A 12,599-nucleotide genomic window follows, 5' to 3' on the forward strand; every position below is an offset into this window, starting at 1 on the left:
CTGAAGTGCAGCCTCAAAGCAGGTTACCGCAAACGGAAATTTTGCGCTCAATAACAGGCATTGAAGACTTTGATGGGCGGTTCACGTGTTACACTTCTCGAAAGCTTGTTGATGGTATCCGCTGAGTGATAATCATCAATGTGAGATTGCGCAGCTGCGAATTATGAACCAACTGTTTGGTATCCACGCATTGGAGTAAACCCTCCGACCTCCAGTCGGACCTGCTTCAGCGCGGAGAATCGTGTTATGGCTTCACCCTCTGGAAAATGAGCCGCAGCCGGTTCGAAGGCTCATTTTCCAGAGGGTAAGGTCATGTAGTATGACACTGGCAAGCACTGTGTTTTCTATCACCGCTACCATATCGTCTGGTCGACCAAGTATCGCTACTAGGTGCTGACCGGTGCGGTGCGCTTGCGGGTGCGCGCCATCATCCGTTGGGTCTGCCACGAGAACGAGGTCGACATCTTGCGCGGGGTGTTGTCGAGCAATCCCGTGCATTTGTTCGTGTCGGTGCCGCCGAAGATTGCCATCTCGGGTCCGGTACGCAAGATGAAGGGCCGTTCGTCTCACAAGGTGCAACGGGAACTTCCCGCGCTGCGCAGCCGCTACTGGGGTCGCCGGTTCTGGGGCAGGAGGTATTTCTCAACCACCAACGGTGCCATCACCGAAGATATCGTGCTGCAATACCTCGAAAACCATATCGCCGATCCTACCGACGCCAGTCGGTGGTCGTTCAGTCCTGACATCATATGAATTGAGGGTAAGTGTTTGGTATTATGCCTTAGCTCAGACAATCACTTTGATCGCTTCCTGTGCGCCCACGCCAAACACCCGTTTGTATCGCTTGATCAGATCCGCGGGGCCCATTGCCTTTTCCGGATTGTCCGACAGCTTTACCGTCGGGCGTCCGTTGGCGGATACGGCTTTGCAGACCAGTGAGAACGGTGCCAGCGCGTCATGAGGGACCAGTCCGCGGAAATCGTTGGTCAGCAAGGTACCCCAACCGAAAGATACTTTGGTGCGGTCCGCAAATTGTGCATGCAATTCCTGAATACTGCCTACGTCCAACCCGTCCGAGAATATAATCCGTTTTTGGGTCGGGTCCTCTCCGCGCGCTTTCCACCAGTCGATGGCCACCTCGGCGGCGGTAGCCGGGTCGCCGCTGTCGATGCGAATACCGGTCCAGCCCGCCAGCCAGTCGGGCGCGTTGTCCAGAAAGCCCTTGGTGCCGTAGGTATCGGGCAGGATGATGCGCAGATTGCCGTCATGTTCGTCGTGCCAATCGCTGAGAACGTCATAAGGGGCCTGCGCCAGTTCGGCATCGGTGTCGGCCAACGCGGAATAGACCATCGGCAGCTCATGCGCGTTGGTGCCGATGGCCTCAACCTCACGCCGCATCGCGATCAGGCAGTTCGACGTCCCGGTAAACGCGTGGCCGAGCCCTTCGATCATCGCCTGCACACACCAGTCCTGCCACAGGAAAGAATGCCGTCGCCGCGTGCCAAAATCCGCGATGCCCAAACCGTTGATCGTACTCAGCTTTTCGATCTTTTCCCACACGCGGGTCATCGCGCGGGCATAAAGCACCTGTAGCGCAAACCGGCGCATGTCGTTCAGCACCGCGCGCGACCGCAATTCCATCAATACCGCCAGCGCCGGAATTTCCCACAACATGACCTCGTGCCATTTGCCTTCGAAGGTCAGTTCGTACTGATCGCCTTTGCGTTCAAGGTGGTAAGGCGGCAGGCGCATATTCTCGAACCATTCCATGAAATCGGAACGGAACATCTGGCGCTTTCCATAAAACATATTGCCCCGCAGCCAGGTGCTTTCCCCCCGGCTGAGACTAAGCGAGCGGATATGATCCAGCTGTTCCCGCAGCTCGCCTTCATCAATCAAACGGGCCAAAGGCACGTGATTCGACCGGTTGATCAGGGAAAACACCACATTTGTTTGGGGCTTGTTTCGAAACACTGACTGGCACATCAGCAGTTTGTAGAAGTCTGTGTCGATTAAAGACCGGACAATCGGGTCAATCTTCCATTTGTGATTGTAGACACGGGTCGCGATGTCGACCATGGGGAACTCCTGCGATTTCCGTAGTTAGATCAATCGATTTCGGGAATGGCAAGAGTCGCTGATTTGGTGACAATGCCAGCATGACGTCACATTACGGGCTTATTGTGCAGTGTCTTCGCCGGTTAGTGAGAGAAGGGGATGGTAAGACGAAACTGAGTTTGTGAATGGGTCTCGAGTACGATTTTGACATTGTTAATGTAGCACTGAACGATTTCGACCCCGAAAAACTGGGGTCAGCCTCTGATGGGGAACGCCAGGTGTGTGCGGTGTTTCGCGACATCAGAACAGCGGATGCGCTACGGGGAACATCGCCGAAAATCCGCAAGATTTTCCTGGATGCGGGGTTCAGCCTCGAGTCGCGGAACAGCGGCATCGTGCCCGGTGTGTTTCCGGCCGAAGATCAGGTGGACCGGGTCAGGATTCTGCGTTCTTTGTTTGAGAACATAAAATCGCGCGGCGTTCAGGGGGAGTATTGCGGCGAGTTCAACCTGTGGGACTTTCTGCATTACATACGGATGGCGCAGCCCATGGCCGGAATCGTGCGTACGCGTCAGGTGCGCAAACCGCCGCCACCGCCACAGCAGCCCGTTTCGGCACGTCGGCGTTCTATTTCGGGGCGTATCGGGCTGGCGTTCGGGCTGGCCGTTATTCTGTTTGTGACGATCAAGCTGCTGGCCGCTGCCGGGGCGACACCTTAGGCCAGCGTAACACCGGCATCGCGCATGGCCTGTTTTGCGGCAGCCAGCGATCCGTCCATGTCAATCGCGCGGCAGGCATCCATACGGACTGTGACATCAAAGCCCAGCTTCGCAGCGTCAATCGCGGAAAAGCAGACACAAAAATCCGTTGCAAGTCCGACCAGCGTCAATTGGGTTATTCCACGCGTCTCCAGGTAGCCTTTCAAACCTGTCGGCGTTTTCCGGTCATTCTCGAAAAAGGCGGAATAGCTGTCGATGCCCGGTCGAAAGCCTTTTCGTATGACCAGATCGGCATGAGTGCGTAGGTCAGGGTGAAAATCTGCGCCTTCGGTTCCCTGAACACAATGATCCGGCCACAAGACCTGCGGCCCGTAATGCAACTCGGTCGTATCAAAGGGGTCTTTGTCATCATGGAAGCTCGCGAACGAAGAATGCCCCGCCGGATGCCAGTCCTGCGTCAGGATCACGGCGTCAAACTCCTCCATCATGGCGTTGATCGGCGCGACGATTTCATCTCCTCCGGCCACTGCCAAGGCACCGCCGGGGCAAAAGTCGTTCTGGACATCAATGACAAGCAGGGCATGGGTCATGGCGGCCTCCGTATAACTGCCTTATCGGTAGGGGGCTGGGCGCGGGGCGTCAATGCAATCCCTTGCGACTCCGGGTTTGCGAGGGTAGATCGCGCATATGTACACGATCGCTGCCCTCTATCACTTTACCCGATTCCCGGACCCTGTCGCGCTGCGCGAACCGTTGCTTGATCTGTGCCGCGCGCAGTCCGTCACGGGAACGCTGTTGCTGGCGCAAGAAGGCATCAATGGCACCATCGCAGGCCCACGCGCCGGGATCGATGCGGTTCTTGCGCATATCCGGGCTCTGCCCGGTTGCTCGGATCTGGAGTGGAAAGAGGCGTCCTCGGACCATCCGCCTTTCGGCAAGATGAAAGTGCGGCTGAAGAAAGAGATTGTGACCATGGGTCAGCCGGATGTCGATCCGCGCGCCCGTGTCGGCAACTATGTCGATCCGCAGGACTGGAACGATCTGATCCGTTCGGACGATGTCGTGGCGATCGACACCCGCAATGACTACGAAGTGGCGATCGGCACGTTTGAAGGCGCAATAGACCCTGAAACAGCCAGTTTCCGCGAATTTCCGGCCTGGTGGGAGGCGAACAAGGACCGCTTTCACAACAAGCGCGTTGCCATGTTCTGCACCGGCGGTATCCGGTGCGAGAAGTCCACCAATTACCTGCTGGGGCAGGGGGTCGAGGATGTCTATCACCTCAAAGGCGGTATCCTGCGCTATCTTGAAGAGATGCCATCCGAAGACAGCTCGTGGCAGGGTGACTGCTTTGTGTTCGACAACCGCGTCTCGGTTGGCCACGGCCTTGTTGAAGGGCCGCACAAGCTGTGCCATGGCTGCCGTCGCCCGATCCTGCCCGAGGATATGAAACGCCCCGAATATGAACATGGCGTGTCCTGTCACCAATGCATCGACGAGACCTCCGAGGCTGACAAGATGCGCTTTCGTGAACGGCAAAAGCAGATAGTGCTTGCGCGCAAGCGGGGCGAGCCGCATTTGCGGCAGGACTGAAAGCGGGTTGCAGGCCCTTGCTTTAGGTCGGATGATCACCGTCAGACTAGGCTGAGAGGGCGTTCATGCACCGCAAACCCACAACTCTGGAAGAATGGAAATCGACCCTGATTGCTGCATTGGGGCTGGTTCTGACAAGTTTTCTTGCCTGGTTCGGGCTATCGCGTCTTAACGAAACCGCTGCGGGTGACATGATCGGAACAATCGCGTCGGTTGGCCTGCTGATCTGGCTGGTGTCGCAATCCTGGTATTACATGACCCAGGTGACATCACCGCGGCGGCTTTTGTTCCTGATGGGTGTGTCATTCATCCAGGTCGTCCCGTTCCTGTTTGCCGCCGTCTACGGAGCTTTTGGGTACAACGATAATTGTGTGGTCGGGGCGCAGGGTCCGGGGGATGTCCTGTATTTTTCATATGTCACCTTCACCACGGTCGGGTATGGCGACATGTCCCCGACCGGCCTGTGCCGCGGGCTTGCCGTGTCCGAGGCTGTGACCGGTTACATTCTGCTGGGTATGTTTGTTGCGGCTGCGGTTGCGCTTTATACCCGCAATCATGCGCCAGAAGACCCAAAATAAGGTTTATCTGTTGTGCTCAATCCAGCGGGACATCATTTTCTTGTCTCGAAAACACTCGGACGGGATCGGGCGACGCTTGCTGCGTGAAATCCGTTCAGCGAACGCCACCTGCTTGCCCGTCGGGTAATTGTCGAATTGCGAGGTGCCACATGATTTGTGGGCCGAAATCCAGTCGGACAACAATCGCCTGTCACGTTGAACTTCGACCGGGATCTCAAGCGCTGATTTCTCGGCAATGGCGCGCGCATAGCGCATCTGCCGGTCTGTTACCGGAAGCAGGTGGTAGTCATTGTTTGGCCCGTTCAGGGCCGCGTGGCGCATGTGCTGGGTCATCGGTTTGTCCTCTGACTATGTGGAACATATATAGAACATTAACCAAAGAATTTCAAGATTTGTGCGCGGTGGCAGGCGTGACCTTGCCGCTTGGATGATTTTATTGACTGGCCAGTCAATAACCATTAGGGCCGATTCAAAATGACCAAATGCCCCGCCCGGACGGGGTCGAGCGAAAAGGACACGGTATGAAGTTTCAGCCCAAGGCCAGCCATTTCATCGACGGCACCTATGTCGAGGATACCGATGGCGCGGCCATTGACGTGATCTACCCCGCTACCGGCGAGGTGATTGCCCGTCTGCATTCGGCAACACCGGCGATTGTAGAAAAGGCTCTGAACAGCGCGAAAACCGCTCAGGCAGCTTGGGCCGCACTGACCGGAACAGAACGCGGCCGCATTCTGCGCCGCGCGGCCGACATTATGCGCGACCGCAACTACGACCTGTCGGTTCTGGAAACCCATGACACCGGCAAACCGATTCAGGAAACCACGGTGGCAGATGCCACATCGGGTGCAGATGCGCTGGAATATTTCGGCGGGTTGGCCGCCTCTCTGACCGGCGAGCATATTCCGCTGGGCGGTGGCGATTTCGTCTACACCATCCGTCAGGCGCTGGGCGTTTGCGTGGGCATCGGGGCGTGGAACTATCCCACGCAGATTGCCTGCTGGAAAGGTGCCCCGGCGCTGGCCTGCGGCAACACAATGGTCTTCAAGCCTTCGGAAACCACGCCCCTTTCGGCATTGAAAGTGGCCGAAATTCTGGTCGAAGCCGGCGCACCCAAGGGTGTCTACAACGTGATTCAGGGCTATGCCGACGTGGGGGCCGCACTGGTCACCGATCCGCGTGTAGCCAAGGTCTCGCTGACCGGATCGGTGCCGACAGGCCGCAAGGTCTATGCCGCGGCAGCTGACGGCATGAAGCACGTCACCATGGAGCTGGGCGGCAAATCTCCGATGATCGTCTTTGACGATGCCGACATCGAAAACGCGGTGTCCGGCGCGATCCTTGGCAATTTCTATTCATCGGGCCAGGTCTGCTCCAACGGTACCCGCGTCTTTGTGCAAAAAGGGATCAAAGATGCCTTCCTGAAACGCCTGTCCGAACGTCTGGCCAATGCCAAAATCGGCGACCCGATGGACGAGGACGTCAGCTTTGGCCCGATGGTCAGCGAAAACCAGTTGAACATCGCGCTGAGCTATGTCGACAAAGCCAGGGCCGAGGGCGCAAGGCTGGTGTTCGGCGGCAACCGGATCGAAGGCGACGGTTTCTACATGCAGCCAACCGTTTTTGCGGATGTGAACGATGACATGACCATCGCGCGCGAGGAAATCTTTGGCCCTGTCATGTCGGTGCTGGATTTCGACACGGAATCCGAGGTCATGGCCCGTGCCAATGACACCGAATTTGGTCTGGCCGCAGGCGTCTTCACCAATGACCTGACCCGCGCGCACCGTGTTGTGGCCGGGTTCGAGGCGGGGACCTGTTATATCAACACCTATAACCTTGCCCCGGTCGAGGCCCCGTTCGGGGGATCGAAAATGTCCGGTGTCGGACGCGAGAATTCGAAGCTGGCGATCAACCATTTTTCGGAAATGAAAACAGTCTACGTGTCCATGAACGGCGTCGAAGCCCCTTACTAGGGTCTCTTCTTCGTTCGTTTTCCTCTGTTCCCGACATCTGGCGTCGGGAACAGAGTACAAGCCCGCCCTTACCTGTGGCTGACTTTCCTGTACCGGCCCCGCCCGACAGGAGAGCTCTCATGACGCATAACCCGCAGACAAATACATTTTCCAGGGTTGCCGATTTCACGCTGACCCGCGCGGTCTCGGACATGCCTGAAAGCGCACTAGAGGCTGCGGCGCTGATGATGCTCGACACGATGGGGATCCTGATCGCATCCGGCCCGATGCAGGCAGGCGTGATCGCGCGGGACACGGCGGCATTGCTTTATGCCAGCACGGATCCTGCATATGGCGCACGGATGCTATTCGATGGCCGTACCGTCAGCATGGCGGGTGCCGCCTATGCCGCCGCCACGCAGACCGACAATCTGGATGGTCACGATGGATACAACCCAACCAAGGGCCATATCGGGGTGGTTGTGTTGCCAACGCTGGCCGCACTGGCCGAACATTGCCCGAACCTGACCGGACCCGAGGCTTTGGCGGCGGTCGTTACCGGGTACGAGGTGGCCGGGCGCGCGGGCCTGTCGCTGCACGCCAGTGTCAGCGATTACCACACATCCGGTGCCTGGAACGCGCTGGGCGTGGTTGCGATGGCGGCGCGCCTGCGCGGATTATCTGTCGACCAGATGCAGCAGGCGATGGGGATCGCCGAATATCACGGGCCACGCAGCCAGATGATGCGCGAGATTGCCAACCCGACAATGCTGCATGACGGGTCGGGCTGGGGCGCGATGGTGGGGCTTTCCGCCGCTGTTCTGGCTGAACGCGGCTTTACCGGCGCGCCCGCCATCACCATCGAGGCGGAAGAGGTCAAACCCTACTGGGATGATCTGGGCACCTTCTGGCAGGTCGAACATCAATATGTAAAACCCTATCCGATCTGTCGCTGGGCCCATGCCGCGATTGATGGCGTGCGCGCTGTCATGATCGCGCATGACCTGACCAGCGCGCAGATCGAAACAGTGCATATCAACAGCTTTCATCAGGCGGCCTGTCTTTTTGCGGGGCTGCCCGAAACAACTTCGCAAGCGCAGTATTCCCTGCCATTTGCCGTGGCAGTTCAGGCCGTTTACGGGCGCATCGGCGTTGAACATATCTCAAGGTCTGGCCTGTCTGATCCCGCGGTCGCCAATCTGATGTCCCGCATCACGGTCGCGGAAAGCGAACACCACAGCGTCCGGTTTCCTGAAGGGCGCTGGGCAGATGTCACGATCACAACAACGGATGGCCGTGTTCTGAAATCCGGGGATATTCATGCCCGCGGCGGCCCCGAGGCCCCCATGACACGGGACGACGTCATCGCCAAATACATGCAGTTTGCAGCCCCTGTGCTTGGACAGGATCGTGCCGACCGCATCCGTCAAGTGATACTTGGCTGGCCGGACAAAAGCGCGCGGTATGCAGACCTGACACCGCTGATTATTGATCCGCCAGAACCGTGAACCGCGCCCCCGTCCCGCCTGCATCGATCCGGAGCAACTGCTCCGGTTGGCTGGGAAACCTCACTCCACCCTGACCGTGTTCAACATTTCGACGATCCTCTGCCGCGTTGCCAGACTGTCCTCCAGCAGGCTTCCCGCATCCGCCAACGGCTTGCCTGACACGCGAGCCGGCGGGGCCAAAAGGGCCTCGGAGGTTTGGTTGAGGCTTGCGTACTTTCCGTCAGAGGGCCCAATCCTTTCCTCCGGTAACCCGGCCAGCCATAGGTATCGGTTTGCTTCTTCCTGTTGCCCGCGGTTCTGCATGAGTTCGGCCACTGCGGCGTAGTCCTGCACCTTGTCCAACGCCTGCGCCTGCAGGACGAGCGCCGCGTCCGAGGTATCATTGGCCAGCTCAAGCATGGCCTGTTGCGGGCGGTCCGACAACAACGCCGCACGGGCGCGCAGACGGGCACGCTCTGACCGCCGGGCCCGATCTTCAGGCCTGTTTGCCAGCGCAACGGCCTGATCGGCAAAGCCAAGCACGGCCAGGCGTTCGGCCAGTGTAATCGCGGTATCCGTGGATAGCGCCGCCGCCCGACCCGACTGCTGCACCAGCGTAACCTGACGCAAAAAGGTAAGGTCGTCGGATCGCTCCGCCAGCAATTGCAGGTGACGATTGATGGCGCTGTTGCTGTCCGGGCCGTCTGGCAAAGATTGGATCACATCGAATGCGCTGTCGAAATCCTGGCTCAGACCCAGAGCAATCGCATAGGTGCGGTTCATCATCGGGCCCAGATCGGATCGCCGGAATTCGATCGCGTAAGACGCGGCCAGTTCAAGTTCCCTTGAAGACACGGTCTTGCGGTCGAACCACCGCTTTTCCACCAGCCGCGCCAAAGCCACCGGCGCTTCGCTCTTGGCCCCGGCCGAGGTCGTGACCTTGGTCAGCAGCGCCTCTTCAAGGGCGCTGTCGCCTTCAGCTTCGGCGACACCAGCCCGGGCCAGCGTGGCGTTCGGGGACGGGTTCTGTTCAACCCGGTCGACCGAACGCATGATCCTGCGCGCGGCCTCAAGCTCTTGCGCGTTTGTCAGGATATCCGAAAGCCGCGCGCCAAGATGGCGGCGAAGATGCTCTGGCAGCTTTGCAAAGCTGTGTTCGATGGCTTCAAGATGTGCGTCGGATGCCAGCTGACCTTCGGACAGCACGGCCCAAAGTGCCACGTCGCCGTTACACCGTTGCTGGCCCCTGAATGGATTTGGCACCTGTGCTGGCCGCTCATCCACCAGCCGTGCAATCCCTTCAACATGTCCAGCCTCTTCCGATGGGGTGTTCAATAACTGCAAAACCTTTTGCGCCTCGGCCCCAAAGCCGTGATAGGCATAGAGCTTTGCCAGGCTCAGCGCGCTTTCCGCGTCAAGACGGTCGAACTCTTTGTACAGGGCGGTGCGCAGGACGGACACCTGCTCTGGAAACGGGCGCGTCCCGGACCATGTCGTGAAGCCCAGTTCAGCCGTTGAGATACAAACCGGGTTGTTATCGATCTGCTGCAAACCAGAGTTCAGAATGTCCTGCAGATCATCCAGAACCGAGGTCACGCGTATGTTCGACGTCAATCCGGGTAACGGTGTCACGGCCTCGGACGAGGCAGAACGGCGCGGTCCGACAGGTGCCAGATTCAGGTCCAGCAGCTCACGGTCCGCCCCTTGCACCAGACGGGTCGACAACTGATCCCTGATCCCGTGCGTCTTCCCGGTCAGAAGCGGCAGGTCCAGCTGGGAAAGAAGCTTGTGTTCCGCGGGAGAAGCTTTCGGCGCTGCCGGTTTTTTTCGAGTCGGCGGAGGGATTTCCGCAAGCAAGGGGGGCAGGGCTATTGCTGGCGCAATGTCCAGAACGATCATCGAGTTTCGAAACAGGAACGCCGACGCGGTGCAGTTGCAACCGAATTCCAGCTCAAGCGCGCCACCGGGTTGCGCTTGCGACAGCGCGGCCAGCCGATCTGATGTCAACCGCCCGAACACCGAACCCGTCCGAAATGTGACACCCTTCAGGTCAATTGCCAGCTTGGCGCCGTTCTTGCGTTGGCTCAGAACCCAACCCGTATCCGGTGGAACGGTGAAAACCAGCCGGGTGTAGCCGTCATGTTCACCGGACCGCACAGTCACCTCTTCAGAGGTTGCGGCCGTTGCAAGCGTGATCAACGCTGCAACCAGTATCGCGGTTTGCCTCATGCTGCGGCCCGTTTGAGCTCTTTCAACGCATCCTCAAGCTCAGAGAAACCGGGGCGGTTGTGCGTTGGTGTGTTCTGGCGTCCGACCTCAATGCACATGGCGGCATTGTGGTTGTGCAGGTTTGCAACCAGAACTTCCTTGATCAGCTGATAGAAGTGGTTGTCTTCCTCGACCACGGATTTCAGCTTGGCCGCAAAGGGACCAACCAGACCGTAGGCCAGAAAGACACCCAGAAAGGTACCCACAAGGGCACCGCCGATCAGTTTTCCCAGAACTTCCGGTGGCTGATCAATGGACCCCATTGTCTTGATTACCCCCAGAACGGCGGCGACAATTCCAAGCGCGGGCAGGCCGTCGGCCACGGTTTGCAAGGCGTGGCTCGAATGCAGGGCATGGTGGAAATTCGCCTCCATTCGCTTTTCCAGAACCTCTTCGACCTGATGCGGATCGTCGTAATTCATTGCTGCCGATCGCATCGTGTCGCAAATCAGATCAACCGCTTCCTTGTCGGCTTGAATTCTAGGGTAGGACGAAAACAGGTCAGAACTGCCGGGGTCTTCGATATGCTGTTCCACCTCTACTGGATTGGCGCGGGCAATGCGGATGAGGGAAAACAGCAGGCACAACAGGTCGCGGTAATCCTCGGGCTTCCATTTCGGGCCTTTAAAGACCTTCCCCATGTCCTTGATCGTGTGTTTCACGCCGCCGATGTCGTTGCTGATCAAAAAGGCACCAACCGCGGCACCACCGATCATCATCATTTCAAACGGAAGCGATTTCAGAATGATGGTCATCTTGCCGCCAGCGGCCAGATAGCCGCCGAAGACCATCACGAAAATGACGACAATTCCAACAATTCCAATCATCTGAGATCTCCGGCTATGTGTGTTGCAACCGCGGGGAACACGGGCGACTATTCCTGCGGGGCCGAGGCGTTTCGGCCCGCCATGACAACGCTGATCGTATAGGCCGCTTCGGGGCTGAGCCCCGCCAGAACCCCAGCTGCCGCATCCGGTGACATGCGTGACAGAAACCCGGCGGCAAAGGTTGGGTCCATGGTTTCGAACAGCGCTGCTGCATCCTTCGGCTTCATGTTCTGATAGACATCGGTCAGGCGCGTCAGGTCGTTTTCCGCCGCCCTGTCTGCCAGCGCGAGAGTGGTGCGCAACGACTCCTCGGCCTCCTCAAGCGCGGCCATGCGCATCTCGATAGCCTGACCCGCGATTTCCAGAGCGTTTTCCCGCTCGCGCAGCATGTCTTCCTTTTGTTTGACACGTTCTTCCCGGCGCAGAAGTTCAGTCAGCAGAACCCGCATGTCACGAGTGTCGGACGGGGCGGGTTCATCGTGTTCCGCCTCAGGTTTAGCAGGTTTGGCAAAGGCGGGTCCGGCTTCCAGCCCGATGCGGATGGCAGCCGAGCCGATCATCAGCAATGAGATCACGGCAAGTACACCTCCGCGGGGCCGCGCGTTGGGAGTGTTGATCCGCGGGCGGCTCATATCTGCGCCTCGCCTTGCTTGCGGTCATGCCGGAAGAACATCAGCCCCTCAGGTACGCGTGTCTGTTCTTCGGGCGCAGCGGCTTCGCTGGCCTGCGGCTCGGGTTTGCCTTCGTGCTTCACGCTCTCCTGAACTTCGGTGATGGTACTTGTCTCTGAAACCTCTGCCTCGGGTTGGGGATCAGCGTCTTTTTCGGGCACGACGTCGTGCATTGACGCCATCATGAGTTCCAGCCGCTGTGCCACCGTTTCGGCGCGCCCCGTCAGCGCCCTAAGCTGATCGCCCGACTGGTCAGAGGCGTTGCGCGCATCATCCAGTGATTTCCGCAACTCTTCCGCCTGGGTCGACAGCACCGACACCGCGCCGCCGACGCCCTTTTCAAGATCGGCAAAACGCTTGAGACGGCGCGACAGAACAAGACAATACAGACCCGCACCCATGGCGCCGGCGACCAGCAAAATATCCGCAATCAGCTCCAATTT

At 58.6% G+C, this 12,599-nt stretch carries 12 protein-coding genes and 1 pseudogene; 6 read left to right on the top strand and 7 right to left on the bottom strand.

Features of this window, described 5'->3' with window-relative positions; translation table 11 throughout:
* Positions 1 to 360: 360 nt before the first annotated feature.
* Positions 361 to 753 (top strand): annotated as a pseudogene (tnpA, locus tag ACR0JI_RS06170) (IS200/IS605 family transposase).
* Positions 754 to 786: 33 nt separating this feature from the next.
* Here the strand turns inward: tnpA and pncB are convergent.
* Positions 787 to 2,079 (bottom strand): nicotinate phosphoribosyltransferase, encoded by a 1,293-nt coding sequence (gene pncB / locus ACR0JI_RS06175; RefSeq protein WP_480493985.1) that lies wholly within the window; start codon positions 2,077 to 2,079, stop codon positions 787 to 789.
* Between the two features lie 164 nt (positions 2,080 to 2,243).
* On the opposite strand from pncB, the gene ACR0JI_RS06180 reads away from it, so the two are divergent.
* Complete coding sequence (locus tag ACR0JI_RS06180; RefSeq protein WP_480493984.1) at positions 2,244 to 2,777, top strand: hypothetical protein; 534 nt, start codon at positions 2,244 to 2,246, stop codon at positions 2,775 to 2,777.
* Here ACR0JI_RS06180 and pncA read toward each other — a convergent pair.
* A complete protein-coding gene (gene pncA / locus ACR0JI_RS06185; RefSeq protein ID WP_480474313.1) occupies positions 2,774 to 3,367 on the bottom strand; it encodes a bifunctional nicotinamidase/pyrazinamidase in 594 nt (197 codons plus the stop codon). The two genes, ACR0JI_RS06180 and pncA, sit on opposite strands and share 4 nt — an antisense overlap.
* 97 nt (positions 3,368 to 3,464) lie before the next feature.
* Here pncA and trhO point away from each other — a divergent pair, with 97 nt between their 5' ends.
* Positions 3,465 to 4,370, top strand: a complete 906-nt coding sequence (gene trhO / locus ACR0JI_RS06190; RefSeq protein WP_480493983.1) for an oxygen-dependent tRNA uridine(34) hydroxylase TrhO — start codon at positions 3,465 to 3,467, stop codon at positions 4,368 to 4,370.
* A 65-nt stretch (positions 4,371 to 4,435) separates the two neighbouring features.
* A complete protein-coding gene (locus ACR0JI_RS06195) occupies positions 4,436 to 4,948 on the top strand; it encodes a potassium channel family protein (RefSeq protein ID WP_209505145.1) in 513 nt (170 codons plus the stop codon).
* A 3-nt stretch (positions 4,949 to 4,951) separates the two neighbouring features.
* Here ACR0JI_RS06195 and ACR0JI_RS06200 read toward each other — a convergent pair whose 3' ends face one another.
* The gene (locus tag ACR0JI_RS06200) at positions 4,952 to 5,281 is read right to left on the bottom strand and encodes a hypothetical protein (protein ID WP_480493982.1); all 330 of its coding nucleotides are present in this window, start codon (positions 5,279 to 5,281) and stop codon (positions 4,952 to 4,954) included.
* A 188-nt stretch (positions 5,282 to 5,469) separates the two neighbouring features.
* Here ACR0JI_RS06200 and betB point away from each other — a divergent pair, with 188 nt between their 5' ends.
* Complete coding sequence (betB, locus tag ACR0JI_RS06205) at positions 5,470 to 6,924, top strand: betaine-aldehyde dehydrogenase (protein ID WP_480493981.1); 1,455 nt, start codon at positions 5,470 to 5,472, stop codon at positions 6,922 to 6,924.
* A 119-nt stretch (positions 6,925 to 7,043) separates the two neighbouring features.
* Complete coding sequence (locus tag ACR0JI_RS06210) at positions 7,044 to 8,411, top strand: MmgE/PrpD family protein (RefSeq protein ID WP_480493980.1); 1,368 nt, start codon at positions 7,044 to 7,046, stop codon at positions 8,409 to 8,411.
* Between the two features lie 60 nt (positions 8,412 to 8,471).
* Here the strand turns inward: ACR0JI_RS06210 and ACR0JI_RS06215 are convergent, their stop codons facing one another.
* The 4 genes from ACR0JI_RS06215 to ACR0JI_RS06230 are packed head-to-tail and all read right to left on the bottom strand — an operon-like array spanning position 8,472 to position 12,596.
* Positions 8,472 to 10,619 carry a hypothetical protein gene (locus tag ACR0JI_RS06215; RefSeq protein ID WP_480493979.1) on the bottom strand — a complete coding sequence of 716 codons (2,148 nt, stop codon included), beginning with the start codon at positions 10,617 to 10,619 and terminating at the stop codon, positions 8,472 to 8,474.
* Complete coding sequence (motA, locus tag ACR0JI_RS06220; protein WP_209505140.1) at positions 10,616 to 11,485, bottom strand: flagellar motor stator protein MotA; 870 nt, start codon at positions 11,483 to 11,485, stop codon at positions 10,616 to 10,618. Before motA ends, ACR0JI_RS06215 begins: the two co-directional genes overlap by 4 nt.
* A 47-nt stretch (positions 11,486 to 11,532) precedes the next feature.
* Positions 11,533 to 12,117 (bottom strand): MotE family protein, encoded by a 585-nt coding sequence (locus tag ACR0JI_RS06225; protein WP_480493978.1) that lies wholly within the window; start codon positions 12,115 to 12,117, stop codon positions 11,533 to 11,535.
* A complete protein-coding gene (locus ACR0JI_RS06230) occupies positions 12,114 to 12,596 on the bottom strand; it encodes a hypothetical protein (protein WP_480493977.1) in 483 nt (160 codons plus the stop codon). The genes ACR0JI_RS06225 and ACR0JI_RS06230 overlap by 4 nt, the downstream gene beginning before the upstream one ends.
* Positions 12,597 to 12,599 lie beyond the last annotated feature (3 nt).

This window comes from Ruegeria sp. N10 (assembly GCF_056531545.1).